The following is a 19235-nucleotide window of genomic DNA, read 5'->3' as shown; positions in this document are numbered from 1 at the left end:
TCCTGCGCCACGCGCGCAGCGGTTGCGCCTGCAACCGTCGCGGCGGGCGTTGGCGCACTGCACAATAGGGCGGCCGGTATGCGATGCTTGAAGACCCGGCACCGATAGTTCCCATCCGCGGAGCGGCGCTTGAGCAGCAACAGTTTCGGAAAACTCCTCACGGTCACCACGTTCGGCGAATCGCACGGACCGGCGATCGGCTGCGTCGTCGACGGCTGCCCGCCCGGGCTGGAGATCGCGCCGGAGGAATTCCGCCATGACCTGGAACGCCGGGCCACCGGCAAGTCGCGGCACACGTCCGCGCGCCGCGAGGCCGACGAGGTCGAGATCCTCAGCGGTGTGTACGAGGGCCGTACCACCGGCACGCCGATCGCGCTGCTGATCCGCAACACCGACCAGCGCAGCAAGGACTACGCCGACATCGCGCGGCAGTTCCGTCCGGGGCATGCGGACTACACCTACTGGCAGAAATACGGCATCCGCGACCCGCGCGGTGGCGGTCGCTCGTCCGCGCGCGAAACCACGATGCGCGTGGCCGCCGGCGTAATCGCCAAGAAGTGGCTGCTGCAACGCTACGGCGTCCGCGTGCGTGGCTACCTGTCGCAACTTGGTCCGATCACCCCCGAGGGCTTCGACTGGAGCGCGGTGGAAGACAACCCGTTCTTCTGGCCCTGCGCCGCGCAGGTGCCGGCGCTGGAAACCTACATGGACGCGCTGCGCAAGTCGGGCGATTCCATCGGCGCACGCGTCAATGTCGTGGCCGATGGCGTGCCGCCCGGCTGGGGCGAACCGATCTACGGCAAGCTGGATGGCGACCTCGCCGCCGCGCTGATGAGCATCAACGCGGTGAAGGGCGTGGAGATCGGCGACGGCTTCGCGGCGGTCACCCAGAAGGGCACGGAACATCGCGACCTGATGACGCCGGAAGGCTTCCTGTCCAACCACGCCGGCGGCATCCTCGGTGGCATTTCCACGGGCCAGCAGGTCACGGCGTCCATCGTGCTGAAGCCGACGTCCAGCCTGCGCCTGCCGGGTGCGACCGTGGACGTGGACGGGAATACCGTGGACGTCATCACCACCGGCCGCCACGATCCCTGCGTGGGCATCCGCGCCACGCCCATCGCCGAGGCGATGATGGCGCTGGTGCTGATGGACCAGGCGCTGCGTCATCGCGCCCAATGCGGCGATGTCGGCGACGTGCCGCCGCATGTCCCGGGCAGTGTCGATGGCTGAGTCGCGGCCGCGCGTCTGGGTGTCGCAGCCGCTGTTCGACGATCTCGTCGAACGGCTGGCGGCGCACTTCGACGTGCACGCGACGGACGTGATTACCGAACACAGCCCCGCGGCCATCGCCGACGCGCTGCGCGACAGCGCCGGCGCGCTGGTCACGCTGAACGAGAAGATCGGTGCGCCGCAGATCGCAGGTGCGCCTGGCTTGCGCGCAATCGCCAATGTCGGCGTGGGTTACAACAACCTCGACGTCCCGGCGCTGACCGCGGCCGGCATCGTCGCCACGAACACACCGGACGTGCTCACCGAGACCACGGCCGATTTCGGTTTCGCGCTGCTGATGGCCACCGCGCGCCGCATCACCGAAGCCGAACGCTGGCTGCGCGAAGGGCAGTGGCAGCAGTGGTCCTTCAGCACGTTGCTGGGCGCGGACCTGCATGGCAGCACGCTGGGCATCGTCGGCATGGGCCGGATCGGGCAGGGCATCGCCCGTCGCGCGCGCGGCTTCGGCATGCGCGTGCTGTACCACAACCGCAGCCGCCTGCCCGACACCGTCGAGCGCGCGTGCGGCGCGGCCTACGCCGGCTTCGACGATCTGTTGGCCCAGGCCGACCACGTGGTCCTGGTGCTGCCGTATTCGCCGCAGGTCCATCATCTGGTCGATGCCGCCGCGCTGGCCAAGATGAAGCCCACCGCCACGCTGGTGAACATCGCCCGCGGCGGCATCGTGGATGAAGTCGCGCTCGCCGATGCGTTGGCGAACGGGCGCCTCGCCGCCGCCGGCCTCGACGTGTACGAAGGCGAGCCTGCCGTACGCCCGGAACTGCTGGCCTTGCGCAACGTGGTGCTGACCCCGCATATCGCCAGCGCCAGCCTGGCCACGCGCCGCGCGATGGTGTCGCTGGCCGTCGACAACCTGATCGCCGCGCTCGGCGAAGGGCCGGATGCCGGCCGTCCGCCGACGCCGGTGAATCCGGACGCGCTCGCCACCATTTTCGGCACCACCTCCATCGCCAAACGACAGGGAGCCTGAGGCACGCCCGCAGGTTCCCCGAACACAGCCTCCCTGTCCGCTGTCTTCAATCCTATCTTTCGCGAATCCTTTTCATGAGCAACCAGAACCGTCGCTTCACCGTCGCTGTCGTGGGCGCCACCGGCGCCGTCGGCGAAACCATGCTGTCCATCTTGGCCGAGCGCGATTTCCCGATCGCCAAGCTCGTCCTGCTCGCCTCGGCGCGCTCCGCCGGCACCCAGGTCGACTTCAAGGGCCAGAAGGTCGACGTCCTCGATCTTGAAACCTTCGACCCCGCCGGCGTGGACATCGCCCTGTTCTCCGCGGGCGGTGGCGTGTCGAAGGAGTACGCGCCGAAGTTCGCCGCCGCCGGTGCGGTGGTGATCGACAACTCGTCGACCTTCCGCTACGACGCCGACGTGCCGCTCGTGGTGTCCGAGGTGAACCCGCACGCGGCGAAGAATCGTCCGCGCGGCATCATCGCCAACCCCAACTGCTCGACCATGCAACTGATGCCGGTGCTCGCACCGATCCACCGCGAGTACGGCATCGAGCGCATCAACGTGGCCACCTACCAGTCCGTCTCCGGTGCCGGCCGTTCCGGGCTGGAGGAGCTCGGCCGCCAGACCGCCCAGCTGCTGGCTTTCCAGGACATCGAGCCGAAGAAGTTCCAGGCGCAGATCGCCTTCAACCTGATCCCGCACATCGACGAATTCCAGCCCAACGGCTACACCAAGGAAGAGATGAAGCTGGTCTGGGAGACGCGCAAGATCCTCGAGGACGACAGCATCCAGGTGAACCCCACCGCCGTGCGCGTGCCGGTGTTCTACGGCCACTCCGAAGCCGTGAACGTCGAGACCAAGAAGAAGATCACCCCCGAACAGGCCCGCGAGCTGCTGCGCGCCGCCCCCGGCGTGGAAGTGGTGGACGAACCCAAGGCGGGCGGTTACCCGACACCGGTCACCCACGCCTCCGGTCGCGACCCGGTGTTCGTCGGCCGCATACGCGAGGACTTCTCGCATCCGCGCGGCCTGAACCTGTGGGTGGTCGCCGACAACATCCGCAAGGGCGCGGCCCTGAACGCCGTGCAATTGGCCGAACTGGTGGCGAACGGCGGCTGAGCGGCTATAGTCGTGCCCGGGAAACATGGGGAAGGGCCGTGAAACCGAAGCACAGACCTCGGACGGCAAGACTCCGCCTGGCCGGCATGATCGGGCTGGGGCTGGCATTGCTGAGCAATGCCGCCCTCGCGCTTGGCTTGGGGGAGATCAAGGTCAAATCGCAACCCGGCCAGCCGCTGCTGGCCGAGATTCCGATCATTTCCAGCGAGCCGGGCGAGCTGGAGCAGCTACGTGCGCGCCTGGCGTCACCGACGACGTTCGAGCGCGTCGGCCTGCCGCGCCCGCAGGGGCTGGTCAACGAACTGGACTTCAGCGTCGCGCTGGATGAAGCCGGACGCCCGGTGGTGCGCGTTACCAGCCGCACGCCGGTGGACGTGCCGGCGGTCAATTTCTTGATCGAAGTCGACTGGGGCCAGGGCCGGCTGGTGCGCGAATATTCCGCGCTGGTCAGCACGCCGGGCACGTTGGCGGCGGCAGAACAGCCGGTGATCGACGCGCCGGTCGCTGCGCCGTCGGACACCATCGCGCGCCCGGTCGAACCTGTCGTGGCGACGACCCCGGAGCCCACGCCGACCGCGCCCCCCGCGCCTGAAGCTGCCCCGACCCGTCCGACGCCGTCAGCCACGCCCGCACCCACGGTCGCGTCGACTCCTGCGCCACAGCTCGCGCCGGGCGATACCTTGGCGCCAGTGCGCCGTGGCCAGTCGCTCTCGCAGGTCGCCGCGCCGTTGGCGCGTGCGCAGGGCTATACGCTGGACCAGGCGATGGTCGCACTGCTGCGCGCCAATCCCGAGTCCTTCATCAACGGCAACATCAATCTGCTCAAGCAGGGCGCGGTATTGCGCGTGCCGGAATCGGCCGAGGCGCAGACCATCCTCGAAGACGAGGCCGCTGCGCTGGTGCGCAGCCAGATCGCCGAGTGGCGACGCGCGCGCGCGCCGATTCCGCAGCCGGCCGCCGTGGTCGAACCGGCGCCCGCGCCGGCCGCTGCGCCGACGGCACCGCGCACCGCGCCGGTGGCCGACGCGCGCCTGGAAATCGCGCCCGCCGCCGCAGGTGCTACGGGTTCTGGAACGCAGTCCGGCGTGAGCGCCGGCGGTGAGGGCGAGATGTTGGCGAACGAACAACTGCAGCAATCCAAGGAAGACCTGGCCGCGCGCGAAGCCGAAGTGCAGGAGCTACGTTCCCAGGTCGCCGAACTGGAGAAACTGAAAACCCAGCAGGAACAACTGCTGGCGATGAAGGACAGCGACCTGGCGGCTGCGCAACAGCGCCTGGCGCAGGCCTCGGGCAGCGAGGGCGGCGTGCCTGTGTGGGCCTGGGCCGGGTTCGGCCTGCTGCTCGTCGGGTCGCTGGCCTGGGGCTTCTCGCAGCGCCGCCGTCGGTTGGCGCCGGTGCCGCGCAGCACGGTGCTCGGCGATGCGCCCGCCCCGAGCCGGGCCGCGGAGTTGGCGGCTGTGGTGCCGACGCCTGCAGCGCCTTCGTCCGAACCTTCTCCCGTGCTGGAGCCCGCGGTCGTGCCGGTGGCGGCGCCCGCGCCTGCCCCGAAGTCCGCGCCAAAGCCCGCACCCAAGCCGGAACCCGTGAAGGCGTCCGGCCCGACCTGGCATTCCGGCGGCAGCACCTCGTCGGCGCCTGCACCCGCGCCGGTCGGGCGCGATCGCCTGGAATTGGCGGTGGCCTATCTCGACCTCGGCGACGTCGCCACGGCCCGTGACCTGCTCAACGAAGTCGCCGCTGGTACCGATGGCAGTGCACGCGACGAAGCGCTGCAACTGCTGCGCGAGATCGGATGACCGGGTGAAGTCCTGATGCGTTACGCGCTGGGCGTCGAATACGACGGCGGCGGCTTCCTGGGCTGGCAGCGGTTGAGCAAGTCCGGTACCCCGGACGACACCACCGTGCAGGCGGCGCTCGAGAACGCGCTGTCGTCGGTCGCCGACGCGCGGGTCGACACGATCTGCGCGGGCCGCACCGATGCCGGCGTGCATGCGCAATGCCAGGTGGTCCATTTCGACAGCGACGCCGCGCGCACGCCGCGAAGCTGGCTGCTGGGCGCGACCGCGCGCCTGCCGCCTGCCGTCTGCGTGCGCTGGTGCCAGCCGGTCGCCGACGATTTCCATGCGCGTTTCTCGGCGCGTGCGCGACGTTATCGCTACACGCTGGTGAACCGCCTCGCGCGACCGGCACTGGAGCGGCAGTACCTCAGCTGGGAACGGATGCCGCTCGACGCCGACGCGATGCATCGCGCCGCGCAGGTGTTGCTGGGCGAGAACGACTTCAGCGCGTTCCGCACCGTGCATTGCCAGTCGCCGCACGCGATGCGCAACCTGCACGCCATCTCGGTCTGGAGGCAGGGCGAGAAGGTGATCGTCGAGGTGCAGGCCAACGCATTTCTGCACCACATGGTGCGCAACATCGTCGGCTCGCTGCTGGTGGTCGGCCGGGGCGAGCAACCTGAGGGCTGGATCGCGGATCTGCTCGCCGGTCGCGACCGCACCGTCGCCGGGCCCACCGCGCCACCGGATGGGCTGGTCTTCGTCAGTCCGCTCTACCCGGCCGAGTGGGGCCTGCCGGCCGAAGTCACGCTGCCGGCACCCGCCGTCTGAGCCGGCGGGTTACCCTGCCGTCATGCATACGCGCATCAAGTTCTGCGGACTGACCCGTGCCGAGGACGTCCGCCTGGCGGTCGAGCTCGGGGTGGACTACATCGGGCTGGTGTTCGCGCCGCGCAGCCCGCGCCGGTTGCTGCTGGGCCAGGCGCGCATGTTGCGCGAACTGGTGCCCGAGGAAATCGGCGTCGTCGCGCTGGTGATGGACAACCCGCGCAACGAGATCGAGCAGATCGTCGAATCGCTGCAGCCGGACCTGCTGCAGTTCCACGGCGCCGAAGACGATGCGTTCGCCGCCGCGCTGGGTCGCCCATTCTGGAAGGCGATCGCGATGGGCGGGCAGGGCGAGAGCGCCTTCGCCAGCCTGGCCGCTTATCCGAACGCCAGCGGCTTCCTTTTCGACGGCCATGCGGCCGGCGAGCAGGGAGGCAGCGGCCAGCGGTTCGACTGGCGGCAGATGCCGGCCACCACCGACCGGCCGTTCCTGTTGGCTGGCGGCCTGACGCCGGAGAACGTAGGCCTGGCGCTGCGCACGGCGCGACCCTGGGGCGTGGATGTCTCGAGCGGGATCGAAGCAGCGCCCGGCGAGAAGGACCCCGACAAGATGCGGCGCTTCGTCGACGCGGTCCGCTTTGCCGAGACCCGCAGCTAAGTGGCTGGCTGCGCCAGGTCCTGGCGCAGCCACTCGGCCAGCCGGGGCAGGCGCGGGTCCTGCGTGCCGCGTGCGGCGCACAGCGCCCAAGTGCCGCCTGTCCCGGTGAACCCCCACGGCGCGACCAGCCGGCCGCTATCGAGGTCGGCCTGGACCAGTTCGCGCGGAGCGATCGCGACGCCGAGCCCGGCGACGGCGGCTTCCAGCAGGTAGGTCAGGTGATCGAACCCGGTACCCAGGCGCGGGGCATCGTGCAGCTGGTGCGCCGCCAGCCAGCGTGGCCAGGCTTGCGGCCGCGAGGCGGTGTGCAGCACCGGCTCATCCAGCAAGACCCGTGGCGGCGCCTCGCGCAGCGCGGCGAAGCGGGCGTGCTGGGGGCTGAGCACCGGCCCGATCTGCTCCGGCGCCAGCGGCCACACCTCCCAGCCCGCGGGCCACGGCGCCTCGCCCAGCAACAGGGCGGCGTCGAGGCCTGCTGCGGCTAGATCGATGGGGCCTTCCTGGGCGGACAGGTGCAGGGTCAGGTCGGGCAGATCGTGGGCCAGGCGTTCCAGGCGCGGGATCACCCAACGGGCCAGCAGGCTCCCTGGGCAGCCGAGCACGAGCGCGGTCGCGCGCGGGCCCCGCTGGAGGGCGTTCCAGCCCGCCTGCAGCATCCCGAAAGCTTCACCCGCGCTGTTACGCAGGCGGTGGCCATCGGCCGTCAGTGCCAGGCCACGGCCGTCACGGACGAACAGGGGCCGGCCCAAGGCGTCTTCCAGGGCCCGGATGTGTCGGCTGACCGCGCCGTGGGTCACGTGGAGTTCGCCGGCCGCCTGACTGACGCTGCCCAAGCGGGCGGCGGCCTCGAAGGCACGGAGGGCATTGAGGGAAGGGAGCAGACGGGACATCGCGTGAGTTTATCTCACAGGTTAGCCCGCAAACATCGCTATTTCAGAATGAGAGCGTGCGATAACGTGAGGCATCGTCCGCTTCGAGCTTCGCCATGTCGTCCGTCCCCGACTACCACGCCTATCCGGATGCCCGCGGCCACTTCGGCCGCCACGGCGGACGCTTCGTCGCCGAGACGCTGATCGGCCCGCTGCAGGAACTGGCCGCGGCCTACGACACCGCCCGCGTCGATCCGGCCTTCATCGCCGCCTTCGACAAGGATCTCAAGCACTACGTCGGCCGCCCCAGTCCGATCTACCACGCCGAGCGCCTGAGCCGCGAAGTCGGCGGCGCGCAGATCCTGTTGAAGCGCGAGGACCTGAACCACACCGGCGCGCACAAGATCAACAACACCATCGGCCAGGTGCTGCTGGCCAGCCGGATGGGCAAGAAGCGGATCATCGCCGAGACCGGCGCGGGCCAGCACGGCGTCGCCAGTGCCACCGTCGCCACCCGGTTGGGCCTGGAATGCGTGGTCTACATGGGCGCCACCGACATCGAGCGCCAGAAGATCAACGTCTACCGGATGAAGCTGCTCGGCGCGACCGTGGTACCCGTCACCAGCGGCTCGGCCACGCTGAAGGACGCCCTGAACGAAGCGATGCGCGACTGGGTGACCAACGTGCACGACACGTTCTACATCATCGGCACCGTCGCCGGCCCGGACCCGTATCCGCGCATGGTGCGCGACTTCAACGCCGTGGTCGGCCGCGAGGCGAGGGCGCAGATGCTGGCCGACTATGGCCGACTGCCCGATGCGATCACCGCCTGCGTCGGTGGCGGCAGCAATGCGATCGGCCTGTTTCATGCGTTCCTCAACGATCCCGGCGTGCGGATCGTCGGCGCCGAAGCCGCCGGTGACGGCATCGAAACCGGGCGCCACGCGTCGTCGCTGTCGGCGGGCCGCATCGGCGTGCTGCACGGCAACCGCACCTACGTGATCTGCGACGACGACGGGCAGATCATCGAAACCCATTCCATCTCCGCCGGCCTCGATTACCCGGGCGTCGGACCCGAACACGCCTTCCTGAAGGACAGCGGGCGCGCCGAGTACATCGGCGTCACCGACGAAGAGGCGCTCGCCGCGTTCCATCGGCTGACCCGCACCGAGGGCATCCTGCCGGCGCTGGAATCCAGCCATGCCGTCGCGCAAGCGATCAAGCTGGCGCGCGAGCTGCCGAAGGACCAACTGGTGCTGTGCAACCTGTCCGGTCGCGGCGACAAGGATGTACATACGATCGCCGCGCGCGAGGGGATCAGCCTGTGAGCCGTTTCGAAGCGAAGTTCGCCGCCCTCAAGGCCGAGGGTCGCAAGGCGCTGGTGCCGTTCATCACCGCCGGCGATCCGTCGCTGGAGTCCACGGTGCCGGTGATGCATGCGTTGGTGGATGCGGGTGCCGACGTGATCGAACTGGGCGTGCCGTTCTCCGACCCGATGGCCGACGGCCCGGTGATCCAGCGCAGCTCCGAGCGTGCACTGGCCCGCGGTGCCGGGCTGCGCTACGTGCTGGAGGCGGTGGAGGTGTTCCGCCAGCAGGACGACACCACGCCCCTCGTGCTGATGGGTTACCTGAACCCGGTGGAGATCCATGGCCCGGCGCGGTTTGCGAGGGAAGCGGTCGCGGCCGGTGTGGATGGCGTGCTGCTGGTCGACCTGCCGCCGGAAGAGGCCGAGGAGACCCGTACCGTCTTCAACCAGGAGGGCTTGGCCCTGATCGCGCTCGCCTCGCCGACGACCTCGGCCGGGCGGCTGCAGATGCTGTGCGACACCGCCCAGGGCTACCTGTACTACGTCAGTTTCGCCGGCGTTACCGGCGCCTCCGACCGTCTCGACATCGGCGCCGCGGGCGAGCGCCTGAAGCAACTGCGCCAGGGCGCCCGTGCGCCGGTCGTGGCCGGCTTCGGGATCAAGGATGCCGCCAGCGCATCGGCCATGGCGGCCGACGCGGACGGCGTCGTGGTGGGCAGCGCGCTGGTGGCGGCACTGGCCGAGGCCGAGGGCGATGCGCCGGCCCGCGCATCCGCATTTCTCGCGCCCTTGCGGGCGGCCCTGGACGGCTGAGCCACCGTACGGTGGTGCATGGACGACTGAGCTAAACTGCCGCGCTAATCCATTGGGCCCTTTCCGGGGCAGGCAGCAAGACCACGCATGAGCTGGCTCAGCAAACTGATGCCGTCGGGCATCCGCACCGAAGGCAACGCAGGCAAGAGCAAACGCAGCGTCCCCGAGGGGCTGTGGGAAAAATGCGACCGCTGCGGCGCGGTGCTGTACCGGCCGGAGCTGGAGGAAAACCTGGAGGTCTGCCCGAAGTGCAGCTTCCACATGCCGATCCGCGCCCGTGCCCGCATGGCGGCGCTGTTCGACCCCGGCAGCACCCGTGAGATCGGCGCTGCTCTGGGCCCGACCGACGTACTGAAGTTCAAGGACCAGAAGAAGTATGCCGACCGCATCAAGGCCGCGCAGAAGAGCACCGGCGAGCGCGACGCGCTGATCACCCTGCAGGGCACGTTGAAGGGCCGCGACCTGGTCGCCAGCGCCTTCGATTTCGCCTACATGGGCGGCTCGATGGGGTCGGTGGTCGGTGAGCGTTTCTCGCTGGGCGCGGAAAAGGCGCTGGAGATCGGTTCGCCGTTCGTGTGCTTCTCCGCCAGCGGCGGCGCGCGCATGCAGGAGAGCCTGTTCTCGCTGATGCAGATGGCCAAGACGTCGGCCGCGCTGGGCAAGTTGCGTGAGGCGGGCCTGCCGTACATCTCGGTGATGACGCATCCCACCACCGGCGGCGTGTCGGCCAGCTTCGCGATGCTGGGCGACATCAACCTGGCCGAGCCGGAAGCGTTGATCGGATTCGCCGGCCCGCGCGTGATCGAGCAGACCGTGCGCGAGACGCTGCCGGAAGGCTTCCAGCGTTCGGAGTTCCTGGTGGCCCACGGCGCGATCGACCAGATCTGCGACCGCCGCGAGATGCGTGACCGCCTCGCCGACCTGCTGGCGTTGCTAATGAAACAGCCCAAGCCGCAGGACAGCGAACTGGTGACCGCATGAGCCGCAACTATTTCGGTACCGACGGTATTCGCGGCCGGGTCGGCACCAGCCCGATCTCCGCCGACTTCGTGCTGCGTCTGGGTAACGCCCTCGGGCGCGTGCTTTGCGAGAAGACAGGCGACACCCGTCCGGTGGTGGTGATCGGCAAGGACACGCGCATCTCCGGCTACATGTTCGAAGCCGCGCTCGAGGCCGGGCTGGTCGCCGCCGGCGCCGACGTGCAGCTGATGGGCCCGATGCCCACGCCGGGTGTGGCGTTCCTGACGCGCACGCTGGGCGCCGACGCCGGCATCGTCATCAGCGCCTCGCACAACCCGCACCACGACAACGGCATCAAGTTCTTCTCGGCCGAAGGCGAGAAGCTGGACGACGCCACCGAGCTGGCCATCGAGGCCGCGCTCGACGCGCCTTTCTTCACCGCCGAATCCGAGAAGCTTGGCAAGGCGATCCGCACGCGCGACGCGGTCGGCCGTTACATGGAATTCTGCAAGGCCAGCGTACCGCGCCGCTTCGACCTGAAGGGCCTGAAGCTGGTGCTGGATTGCGCGCACGGCGCGACGTACCACATCGCGCCGCTGTTGTTCCGCGAACTGGGCGCCGACGTGATCACCATCGGCGACGAACCCAACGGCATCAACATCAACGACGGCGTCGGCTCCATGCACGTGGAGAATCTGGCCGCCAAGGTGCGCGAGACCGGCGCCCACCTGGGCATCGCGTTCGACGGCGACGGCGACCGTGTGCTGATGGCGGACGGCGAGGGCGTGCCCGTGGACGGCGACCAGCTGATCTATCTGCTGGCGCGCGACTGGCAGGCCAGTGGCCGCCTGCGCGGGCCGGTGGTCGGCACGCTGATGACCAACTACGGCCTCGAGCGCGCGCTGGGCAAGCTCGAGATCCCGTTCGTCCGCACCAAGGTCGGCGACCGTTACGTGCACCAAGCGCTGGTCGAGGGCAATGCGGTGCTCGGCGGCGAAGCCTCCGGCCACCTGCTGTGCTTGGACCGCACCACCACGGGCGACGCCATCATCGCCGCGCTGCAGGTGCTGGAAGCGCTGCGCCGCCGCCGACAGACACTGCGCGAGGCCCTCGACGGGCTGACGATGCTGCCGCAGAAGACCATCAACGTGAAGCTGGCCAACGGCGCCAAGCCGACCGAGGCCGCCAGCGTGCAAGCCGCCCTGGCCCAGGCGCAGGCGGCGGTTTCCGGGCGCGGCCGCGCGTTCCTGCGTCCGTCTGGCACCGAACCGGTCGTGCGCGTCACGGTCGAGGCCGACGACGATGCGCTGGTACGCAGCACGCTGGACACCCTGGCCGATGCCGTGCGCGCCGCTGCCGCGGTTTGAGTTGGATCAATGAATCTCTGGCGCGGGAACGGTCCCATGGCGTTCCCCCGCGCAACAAACTTGCTGGAGCAGAACCGCATGAGTGCCCGTATCCCCACGCTGGACATCACCCGTTTCGATACCGACCGCGAGGCGTTCGTCGCCGAGCTGGGCGCGGCCTATCGCGAATGGGGCTTCGCCGGCATCCGCAACCACGGCATCCCGCAGGCGCAGATCGATGCGGCCTACGACGTGTTCAAGCGCTTCTTCGCCCTGCCGGACGAGGTGAAGAAGCAGTACCACGTGCCCGGCGGCGGCGGTGCGCGCGGCTATACGCCATTCGGCGTGGAGACCGCGAAGGACTCCAAGCACTTCGACCTGAAGGAGTTCTGGCATATCGGCCGCGAGATCCCGGAAGACTCGAAATACCGCGACGTCATGCCGCCGAACCTGTGGCCTGTCGAGGTCCCCGGTTTCAAGGAGCACGGCTACGGCCTGTATCAGGCGCTGGACCAGCTGGGTTCGCGCGTGCTGTCGGCGCTGGCGCTGCACATCGGCCTGCCGGAGGACTATTTCGTCGACAAGACGAACTCGGGCAATTCCATCCTGCGCCCGATCCATTACCCGCCGATCACCGCCGACGACATCCCGAACGTGCGCGCCGGTGCCCACGAGGACATCAATCTGATCACGCTGCTGGTCGGTGCGAGCGCCGCGGGCCTGGAAGTGCGTTCCAAGCAGGGCGAGTGGGTGCCGTTCACCTCCGATGCCGACACCATCGTGGTCAACATCGGTGACATGCTGCAGCGCCTGACCAACCACGTGTATCCCTCGACAACCCATCGCGTGACCAACCCGCCGGGCGAGCAGGCGCGCCAGCCGCGCTATTCGGTGCCGTTCTTCCTGCACCCGAATCCGGACTTCCTGATCGACGTGCTGCCCTCGACGATCACGGCCGAGACGCCCTCGCGCTACCCGGAGCCGATCACCGCCCAGGGTTACCTGGAAGAGCGCCTGCGCGAGATCAAGCTGAAGTAAGCGACGCGCAACGCGCTCATGCTGTCCCACGACGCCGGCTTGCCGGCGTCGTGCGTTTCCGGGCCTCTCAATCCAGCGGCCGCACCTTGCGCGAGTTGCGCGCCATCAGGCCCAGTGCCACGCGGTGCGGCAGCAGCTTCACGATCGCGTGCATCAAGCGGTACCGCCAGCCCGGCACCACCAGCACGTCGCCGCGCTCGTTGCCGTCGATGCCGGCGCGCGCGACATCGGTGGCCTGCAGCCACATCGTCGGCGAAACCTGCATGCGCGCACGCGTGCCCGTGACGTCGTGGAATTCGGAATAGGTGAAGCCGGGGCACAGCGCGGTGACGTGGACGCCGCGATCGGCGTTTTCAAGCGCGAGTGCCTCGCTCAGCTTGAGCAGGAAGCTCTTCGCCGGCGCATAAAGCGTCTGGCCTTCCGCCGCCGGCATCAGCGCTGCGAACGATGCCACGTTGATGATGCGGCCCTGGCCGCTGGCACGAATCGCGGGCAGCAGGCGCCAGCACAGTTCGCTGACGGCCGTGACCATGACCTGCAGGAAGGCCGCATGTACGGCCCACTCGCTGGCGCGATAGCGGCCCGGCACGCCGTAGCCGGCGTTGTTGACGAGGATCCGCACCGCGATGCCGCGGCGTTCGAGTTCGGTCACGAGGGCCGCTGGCGCGGCGGGGTCCGCCAGGTCGCAGGTGATCACTTCCACAGGCACCTGCGCCGCCAATTCTTCTGCGAGCGCCTGCAGGCGGTCCGCGCGGCGCGCCGTCAGTACCAGGGGAACGCCGCGCCGCGCGTACTCCCGCGCGAGCTGTTCCCCGATGCCGCTGGAGGCGCCGGTGACGACGGCATAGCCGGAAACGGGGGCAGGGGAGAGCTCGGTCATGGGCGGTTGGGTATCGGCGGGTCTTCGCCCACGATACCGTGCGCGGTAGGTGCGCCGGCCAACATCCGTTAGACTGCGCGCCCCGAACTGGACAGGAATTGGTCTTATGCGTCGCAAGCTCGTGGCGGGTAACTGGAAGCTCCACGGCAACCGCGGTTTCGCCACCGCGCTGATGGACGAGCTGGTTGCCGGCCTCCCGCTGGACGGCGTGGACCTGCTGGTCCTGCCGCCGCTGCCTTACCTCGGCGAGTTGATCGAAGACTACGGGGACCGCGGCGTCGCATTCGGTGCGCAGGACGTGAGCAGCAACGAAAAGGGCGCCTACACCGGCGAAGTGTCGGCCTCCATGCTGGTCGACGTGGGCGCGCGCTACGGCCTGATCGGCCATTCCGAGCGCCGCCAGTACCACAACGAGAGCAGCGAGTTCGTGGCCCGCAAGTTCGTCGCCGCGAAGAACGCCGGCCTGATCCCTGTGCTCTGCGTGGGCGAAACCGAGCAGCAGCGCAAGGACGGCCAGACCGAGTTCCGCATCCTGAAGCAGCTCGAAGCCGTGTTCGATGCCGCCGGCCCGCAGGCGTTCGCCGACGCGGTGATTTCCTACGAGCCGGTCTGGGCGATCGGCACGGGCCTGACCGCCACGCCGGCGCAAGCGCAGGCGGTGCACGCCTTCATCCGTGGCGAAGTGGCCGCGCGCGATGCTAGAATCGCCGATTCGCTGACCCTCCTTTACGGAGGCAGTGTAAAGCCCGACAACGCCGCGGAACTGTTCGCGCAGCCCGATGTCGATGGAGGGCTGGTGGGCGGCGCTTCCCTGGTCGCCCGGGATTTCCTGGCCATCGCGCAAGCGGCGGCCGGCCGGGGGTGACCCTGGCAACGCCGGCCCGTGGGGGCTCGGCGATTCAACCGGTCGAGACTGAATCCGATGTGGATGTTGATCCTTAATGTGGTGTACGTGCTGGTGGCCATCGCGATCATCGCGCTGGTGCTGATGCAGCGCGGCTCGGGCGCACAGGCTGGTTCCGGCTTCGGCGCCGGTGCGTCGGGCACGGTGTTCGGCGCGCGTGGCGCGTCCAACTTCCTGTCCAAGAGCACCAAGTGGCTGGCCGTGGCGTTCTTCGGCATCAGCCTGTTCATGGCTTGGTACGCGACCCACAGTGCGCGCCCGACCACCCAGCAGAACCTCGGCGTGATGTCGCAGTTGCCGGCGGCGCCCGAAGCCCCGGTGGGCGAACTGCCCAAGCCGTCGACCGTGCCGAGCACCCCGATCCAGGCGCCGGCGCCCGCCGGTACCGCGCCCGCTGCCCCGCAGGAAGCCGCGCCCGCGCCGGCCGCCAGCGATCAGCAGGCGCCGGTGACGCCGCCGCAGGGCGGCTGAGCACGGTTACAATGATGCGGCGCGCAGCCGCGCAGGTTTCAAAGCCCAGGTGGCGGAATTGGTAGACGCACTACCTTGAGGTGGTAGCGACGAAAGTCGTAGGGGTTCGAGTCCCCTCTTGGGCACCAGCAGCAAACAGGACCGCCACCGCGCGGAACTGGTGAAAAACCCGCCGCAAGGCGGGTTTTTTGTGGGTCTGCGAACGACGATGCGTGCCGGTAATCGTTTACTACCAAGTTCACCAACCGTTACAATCCCGTCGATTCATCGGGCACCCGGTACGTGTTGCGGAAGGGGGCCCGCGGAGGGCGGATCGGTGCGGTACGCACCGGTGCGACCAGATGGATGTGCCGTCGGGCTCCGGGCCGTACGGAAGTCCCGATGCCCCTGCGCCGCTGGCCAGGGCCACGGCGAATGCCGGGCCCCGGCCGATGGCGCGAGCCCCGTTCAGGCCCGGACGCAGTCGCATGCGGCCGGGCGGAAAGGACAAGAAGAGACAAGCGAGTGCTGGCCAATTACCTGCCCACCCTGTTGTTCCTGGTCGTCGCCACCGGCATCGGCATCGCGCTGATGGTGGCCGGACGCTTCCTCGGTCCGCGTCGGCCGGACATGCAGAAGCTGTCTCCGTACGAATGCGGCTTCGAAGCCTTCGAAGACGCGCGCATGAAGTTCGACGTGCGTTACTACCTGATCGCCATCCAGTTCATCGTCTTCGATCTGGAAATCATCTTCATTGTTCCGTGGACGCTGGTGTTCCAGGAGCTGGGTCCGCGTGCGCTGGTCACGATGGGCCTCTTCGTGGGCATGCTGTTCCTCGGCTTCGTTTACGTTTGGAAGAAGGGAGCGCTCGAATGGGAGTGATCCAGACCGTCGATCGTCTGATGAACAACCCGATCCCGGAAGGGCGGGTGGACGACATCCTGCGCCCCGAGGGCGACAATCCGCTGCTGGAAAAGGGCTACGTCACCACCAGCGTGGACGCGCTGATGAACTGGGCGCGCACCGGCTCGATGTGGCCGATGACGTTCGGCCTGGCCTGCTGCGCGGTGGAGATGATGCACGCGGGCACGTCGCGGTTGGACCTGGACCGCTATGGCGTGGTGTTCCGCCCGTCGCCGCGCCAGTCCGACGTGATGATCGTGGCCGGCACGCTGGTGAACAAGATGGCGCCGGCGCTGCGCAAGGTCTACGACCAGATGCCCGACCCGAAGTGGGTGATCTCGATGGGCAGCTGCGCCAACGGTGGCGGCTACTACCACTACTCGTATTCGGTGGTTCGTGGGTGCGACCGCATCGTGCCCGTGGACGTCTACGTGCCCGGTTGCCCGCCCACGGCCGAAGCGCTGGTGTACGGCATCCTGCAGTTGCAGAAGAAGATCTGGCGCACGCAGACCATCGCGCGCTGATCCGTCTTTCCCCCGTTCCCTTTCTAGAGCACGCCACGCCCCATGGCTGAGCAAGCTGCAAACTTCACCGACCGGTTGCGCGCGCGTTTCGCCGACGCGACGGTCAGCGTCGCCGAGCCGCGCGGCGAAGTCACCCTGGAAGTGCCGTCCGCCTCCTGGCATGCGGTGGCGCTCGCGCTGCGCGACGAGTTCGGCTTCGAGCAGGCCGTCGACGTCAGCGGCGTGGACTACCTGGGCTATGGCAGCGCCGAGTGGGACACCGCCGACGTCTCGTCCGAAGGTTTCAGCCGCGGCGTGGAAGGCTTCGGTCCAGGCCGTTTCAGCTGGGAGCAGCGTCCGCGCGACGCTGCCCGGCCGAATCGCTTCGCCGTGGTCCTGCACCTGCTGTCGTACCAGCACAACCGTCGCCTGCGCGTGCGCTGCTTCGCGCCCGACGACGGCCTGCCGGTGGTGACCTCGGTGAGCGACGTGTGGCCGGGCCTGAACTGGTTCGAGCGTGAGGCGTTCGACCTGTACGGCATCATTTTCGAAGGCCACCCGGATCTGCGCCGCATCCTGACGGATTACGGGTTCGTCGGCCATCCGTTCCGCAAGGACTTCCCGCTGATCGGCAACGTCGAAGTGCGCTACGACGAAGAGAAGAAGCGCGTGGTCTACGAGCCGGTCACCTCGGTGGAGCCGCGCGTCGGCGTGCCGCGCGTGATCCGCGACGATGCGCGCTACCAGACCGCCGCCGGTGAACTCGCCGCTTCACAGACGGCAGCGCGTGAGGGCAAGGCATGAGCAATCCGCAATCCGGTACCGCGTTCGCGAGCAATCCTGCCGAAGCGAAGCAGGAAATTCGCAACTACACGTTGAACTTCGGCCCGCAGCATCCTGCCGCGCACGGCGTGCTGCGCCTGATCCTGGAAATGGACGGCGAGACCATCGTGCGCGCCGATCCCCACGTGGGCCTGCTGCACCGGGGCACCGAGAAGCTGGCCGAATCCAAGCCGTTCAACCAGTCGATCGGTTACATGGATCGCCTGGACTACGTGTCGATGATGTGCAACGAGCACGCCTACGTGCGCGCCATCGAAACCCTGATGGGCATCGAGGCGCCGGAGCGCGCTCAGTACATCCGCACGATGTACGACGAAATCACCCGCATCCTGAACCATCTGATGTGGGTCGGCTCCAACGCGCTCGACCTCGGCGCGATGGCGGTCATGCTGTATGCCTTCCGCGAGCGCGAAGAGCTGATGGACTGCTACGAGGCCGTCAGCGGTGCGCGCATGCACGCGGCTTACTACCGTCCCGGCGGCGTCTATCGCGACCTGCCGGACCGGATGCCGAAGTACAAGGAATCGCCCTGGCGCAAGGGCAAGGCGCTGAAGCAGTTAAACCAGGCGCGCGAAGGCTCGCTGCTGGACTTCCTGGAAGATTTCACCAACGAGTTTCCCAAGCGCGTCGACGAGTACGAGACGCTCCTGACCGACAACCGCATCTGGAAGCAGCGTACCGTCGGCATCGGCGTGGTCGCGCCGGAGCAGGCCCGCGCCTGGGGCATGACCGGCGCCATGCTGCGCGGTTCCGGCATCGCCTGGGACCTGCGCAAGAAGCAGCCTTACGCGAAGTACGACGCGGTCGACTTCGACATCCCCGTCGGCGTCAACGGCGACTGCTATGACCGCTACCTGGTCCGCGTCGCCGAGATGCGCCAGTCCAACCGCATCATCCAGCAGTGCGTGAAGTGGCTGAAGGCCAATCCCGGCCCGGTCATGGTGCAGAACTTCAAGGTCGCTCCGCCCTCCCGTGAGGAGATGAAGGACGACATGGAAGCGCTGATCCACCACTTCAAGCTGTTCAGTGAAGGCTACTGCGTGCCGGCCGGCGAGACCTATGCCGCGGTCGAGGCGCCGAAGGGCGAGTTCGGCTGCTACCTGGTGTCGGACGGCGCCAACAAACCGTTCCGCGTGAAGTTGCGCGCGCCCGGTTTCGCGCACCTGTCCTCGATGGACGAGATCGTGCGCGGCCACATGCTCCCCGACGTCGTCGCGATGATCGGCACTTATGACCTGGTATTTGGTGAGGTGGACCGATGAGGGCCACGGGTAATTTCGAAGCGGCGCAGAACGTCGATCCGCTGGTGGCGTTGAGCGACAAGACGCGCGCGCACATCGATCATTGGCTGACCAAGTTCCCGCCGGACCGCAAGCGTTCCGCGGTGCTGCAGGGCCTGCATGCCGCGCAGGAGCAGAACGAAGGCTGGCTGACCGACGAACTGATCGCTGCCGTCGCCAAGTATCTCGACCTGCCGCCGGTGTGGGCCTACGAGGTCGCCAGTTTCTACTCGATGTTCGAGACCGAGAAGGTCGGCCGCAACAACGTCGCCTTCTGCACCAACATCAGCTGCTGGCTCAATGGCGCGCAGGACCTGGTCGCGCACGCGGAGAAAAAGCTGGGCTGCAAGCTGGGCGAATCCACCGCCGACGGCCGCGTGTACCTGAAGCGCGAAGAAGAGTGCGTGGCCGCGTGCTGCGGCGCGCCGGTGGTCGTGATCAACGGCCACTACCACGAGAATCTCACGCCGGCGAAGGTCGACGAGCTGCTGGACGGTTTGGAGTAAGCGC

At 68.3% G+C, this 19235-nt stretch carries 20 protein-coding genes and 1 tRNA gene; 19 read left to right on the top strand and 2 right to left on the bottom strand.

Features of this window, described 5'->3' with window-relative positions; all coding sequences use genetic code 11:
* Positions 1–129 precede the first annotated feature (129 nt).
* From aroC to AC23D6_RS12390, 6 genes are all read left to right on the top strand, one after another.
* Positions 130–1233, top strand: coding sequence for a chorismate synthase (gene aroC / locus AC23D6_RS12415; protein WP_487749561.1), 1104 nt, complete (start codon positions 130–132; stop codon positions 1231–1233).
* Positions 1226–2263, top strand: coding sequence for a 2-hydroxyacid dehydrogenase (locus AC23D6_RS12410; RefSeq protein WP_487752632.1), 1038 nt, complete (start codon positions 1226–1228; stop codon positions 2261–2263). The genes aroC and AC23D6_RS12410 overlap by 8 nt, the downstream gene beginning before the upstream one ends.
* A gap of 74 nt (positions 2264–2337) precedes the next feature.
* Entirely contained in the window at positions 2338–3363 is a 1026-nt protein-coding gene (locus AC23D6_RS12405) for an aspartate-semialdehyde dehydrogenase (RefSeq protein ID WP_487749560.1), read from the top strand.
* Positions 3364–3449: 86 nt separating this feature from the next.
* On the top strand, positions 3450–5159 hold the full coding sequence (locus tag AC23D6_RS12400) for a type IV pilus assembly protein FimV (protein ID WP_487752631.1): 1710 nt from the start codon (positions 3450–3452) through the stop codon (positions 5157–5159).
* Positions 5160–5174: 15 nt separating this feature from the next.
* Positions 5175–5972: a tRNA pseudouridine(38-40) synthase TruA gene (gene truA, locus AC23D6_RS12395; RefSeq protein ID WP_487749559.1), complete on the top strand. Its 798-nt coding sequence runs from the start codon at positions 5175–5177 to the stop codon at positions 5970–5972.
* A gap of 22 nt (positions 5973–5994) precedes the next feature.
* Positions 5995–6627, top strand: coding sequence for a phosphoribosylanthranilate isomerase (locus tag AC23D6_RS12390; RefSeq protein WP_487749558.1), 633 nt, complete (start codon positions 5995–5997; stop codon positions 6625–6627).
* Here AC23D6_RS12390 and AC23D6_RS12385 read toward each other — a convergent pair.
* Positions 6624–7517 carry a LysR family transcriptional regulator gene (locus AC23D6_RS12385; RefSeq protein WP_487749557.1) on the bottom strand — a complete coding sequence of 298 codons (894 nt, stop codon included), beginning with the start codon at positions 7515–7517 and terminating at the stop codon, positions 6624–6626. The genes AC23D6_RS12390 and AC23D6_RS12385 overlap by 4 nt on opposite strands.
* Before the next feature lie 95 nt (positions 7518–7612).
* Between AC23D6_RS12385 and trpB the strand changes: the two genes are divergently transcribed.
* The 5 genes from trpB (at position 7613) to AC23D6_RS12360 (ending at position 12962) form a co-directional block, all read left to right on the top strand.
* A complete protein-coding gene (trpB, locus tag AC23D6_RS12380; RefSeq protein WP_487749556.1) occupies positions 7613–8824 on the top strand; it encodes a tryptophan synthase subunit beta in 1212 nt (403 codons plus the stop codon).
* Positions 8821–9618 (top strand): tryptophan synthase subunit alpha, encoded by a 798-nt coding sequence (gene trpA, locus AC23D6_RS12375; RefSeq protein WP_487749555.1) that lies wholly within the window; start codon positions 8821–8823, stop codon positions 9616–9618. The genes trpB and trpA overlap by 4 nt, the downstream gene beginning before the upstream one ends.
* An 87-nt stretch (positions 9619–9705) precedes the next feature.
* Positions 9706–10599, top strand: a complete 894-nt coding sequence (accD, locus tag AC23D6_RS12370; protein WP_487749554.1) for an acetyl-CoA carboxylase, carboxyltransferase subunit beta — start codon at positions 9706–9708, stop codon at positions 10597–10599.
* On the top strand, positions 10596–11945 hold the full coding sequence (gene glmM / locus AC23D6_RS12365; protein ID WP_487749553.1) for a phosphoglucosamine mutase: 1350 nt from the start codon (positions 10596–10598) through the stop codon (positions 11943–11945). The genes accD and glmM overlap by 4 nt, the downstream gene beginning before the upstream one ends.
* 78 nt (positions 11946–12023) lie before the next feature.
* Positions 12024–12962 (top strand): isopenicillin N synthase family dioxygenase, encoded by a 939-nt coding sequence (locus AC23D6_RS12360; protein ID WP_487749552.1) that lies wholly within the window; start codon positions 12024–12026, stop codon positions 12960–12962.
* Positions 12963–13029: 67 nt separating this feature from the next.
* On the opposite strand, the gene AC23D6_RS12355 is transcribed toward AC23D6_RS12360, so the two are convergent.
* The gene (locus AC23D6_RS12355) at positions 13030–13842 is read right to left on the bottom strand and encodes an SDR family NAD(P)-dependent oxidoreductase (protein WP_487749551.1); all 813 of its coding nucleotides are present in this window, start codon (positions 13840–13842) and stop codon (positions 13030–13032) included.
* A 106-nt stretch (positions 13843–13948) separates the two neighbouring features.
* Here AC23D6_RS12355 and tpiA point away from each other — a divergent pair, with 106 nt between their 5' ends.
* The 8 genes from tpiA to nuoE all read left to right on the top strand — a co-directional run bounded on the left by tpiA (position 13949) and on the right by nuoE (position 19231).
* A complete protein-coding gene (gene tpiA / locus AC23D6_RS12350; protein ID WP_487749550.1) occupies positions 13949–14707 on the top strand; it encodes a triose-phosphate isomerase in 759 nt (252 codons plus the stop codon).
* A gap of 57 nt (positions 14708–14764) precedes the next feature.
* Complete coding sequence (gene secG, locus AC23D6_RS12345) at positions 14765–15217, top strand: preprotein translocase subunit SecG (RefSeq protein ID WP_487749549.1); 453 nt, start codon at positions 14765–14767, stop codon at positions 15215–15217.
* A 43-nt stretch (positions 15218–15260) separates the two neighbouring features.
* Positions 15261–15345 (top strand) — tRNA-Leu (locus tag AC23D6_RS12340).
* Between the two features lie 376 nt (positions 15346–15721).
* On the top strand, positions 15722–16078 hold the full coding sequence (locus tag AC23D6_RS12335; RefSeq protein WP_487749548.1) for an NADH-quinone oxidoreductase subunit A: 357 nt from the start codon (positions 15722–15724) through the stop codon (positions 16076–16078).
* Positions 16069–16623, top strand: a complete 555-nt coding sequence (locus AC23D6_RS12330) for a NuoB/complex I 20 kDa subunit family protein (RefSeq protein WP_056881209.1) — start codon at positions 16069–16071, stop codon at positions 16621–16623. Before AC23D6_RS12335 ends, AC23D6_RS12330 begins: the two co-directional genes overlap by 10 nt.
* A 42-nt stretch (positions 16624–16665) precedes the next feature.
* Positions 16666–17406 carry an NADH-quinone oxidoreductase subunit C gene (locus AC23D6_RS12325; RefSeq protein ID WP_487749547.1) on the top strand — a complete coding sequence of 247 codons (741 nt, stop codon included), beginning with the start codon at positions 16666–16668 and terminating at the stop codon, positions 17404–17406.
* Positions 17403–18707 (top strand): NADH-quinone oxidoreductase subunit D, encoded by a 1305-nt coding sequence (locus AC23D6_RS12320; RefSeq protein WP_487749546.1) that lies wholly within the window; start codon positions 17403–17405, stop codon positions 18705–18707. Before AC23D6_RS12325 ends, AC23D6_RS12320 begins: the two co-directional genes overlap by 4 nt.
* Positions 18704–19231, top strand: a complete 528-nt coding sequence (gene nuoE, locus AC23D6_RS12315) for an NADH-quinone oxidoreductase subunit NuoE (protein ID WP_093490623.1) — start codon at positions 18704–18706, stop codon at positions 19229–19231. The genes AC23D6_RS12320 and nuoE overlap by 4 nt, the downstream gene beginning before the upstream one ends.
* Positions 19232–19235 lie beyond the last annotated feature (4 nt).

The sequence above is a fragment of the Pseudoxanthomonas sp. G3 genome, from assembly GCF_057654715.1.
The sequence above is the reverse complement of the archived record's forward strand: the minus strand, read 5'-3'. Positions and strand labels throughout refer to the sequence as shown.

Coding starts and splice junctions, on each gene's coding strand:
- nuoE (WP_093490623.1), top strand. CDS start 18,704: ATGAGGGCCACGGGTAATTTCGAAGCGGCGCAGAACGTCGATCCGCTG.
- truA (WP_487749559.1), top strand. CDS start 5,175: ATGCGTTACGCGCTGGGCGTCGAATACGACGGCGGCGGCTTCCTGGGC.
- AC23D6_RS12325 (WP_487749547.1), top strand. CDS start 16,666: ATGGCTGAGCAAGCTGCAAACTTCACCGACCGGTTGCGCGCGCGTTTC.
- AC23D6_RS12405 (WP_487749560.1), top strand. CDS start 2,338: ATGAGCAACCAGAACCGTCGCTTCACCGTCGCTGTCGTGGGCGCCACC.
- AC23D6_RS12355 (WP_487749551.1), bottom strand. CDS start 13,842: ATGACCGAGCTCTCCCCTGCCCCCGTTTCCGGCTATGCCGTCGTCACC.
- AC23D6_RS12400 (WP_487752631.1), top strand. CDS start 3,450: ATGATCGGGCTGGGGCTGGCATTGCTGAGCAATGCCGCCCTCGCGCTT.
- trpB (WP_487749556.1), top strand. CDS start 7,613: ATGTCGTCCGTCCCCGACTACCACGCCTATCCGGATGCCCGCGGCCAC.
- AC23D6_RS12360 (WP_487749552.1), top strand. CDS start 12,024: ATGAGTGCCCGTATCCCCACGCTGGACATCACCCGTTTCGATACCGAC.
- secG (WP_487749549.1), top strand. CDS start 14,765: ATGTGGATGTTGATCCTTAATGTGGTGTACGTGCTGGTGGCCATCGCG.
- AC23D6_RS12385 (WP_487749557.1), bottom strand. CDS start 7,517: ATGTCCCGTCTGCTCCCTTCCCTCAATGCCCTCCGTGCCTTCGAGGCC.
- glmM (WP_487749553.1), top strand. CDS start 10,596: ATGAGCCGCAACTATTTCGGTACCGACGGTATTCGCGGCCGGGTCGGC.
- AC23D6_RS12390 (WP_487749558.1), top strand. CDS start 5,995: ATGCATACGCGCATCAAGTTCTGCGGACTGACCCGTGCCGAGGACGTC.
- accD (WP_487749554.1), top strand. CDS start 9,706: ATGAGCTGGCTCAGCAAACTGATGCCGTCGGGCATCCGCACCGAAGGC.
- tpiA (WP_487749550.1), top strand. CDS start 13,949: ATGCGTCGCAAGCTCGTGGCGGGTAACTGGAAGCTCCACGGCAACCGC.
- AC23D6_RS12330 (WP_056881209.1), top strand. CDS start 16,069: ATGGGAGTGATCCAGACCGTCGATCGTCTGATGAACAACCCGATCCCG.
- AC23D6_RS12320 (WP_487749546.1), top strand. CDS start 17,403: ATGAGCAATCCGCAATCCGGTACCGCGTTCGCGAGCAATCCTGCCGAA.
- AC23D6_RS12410 (WP_487752632.1), top strand. CDS start 1,226: ATGGCTGAGTCGCGGCCGCGCGTCTGGGTGTCGCAGCCGCTGTTCGAC.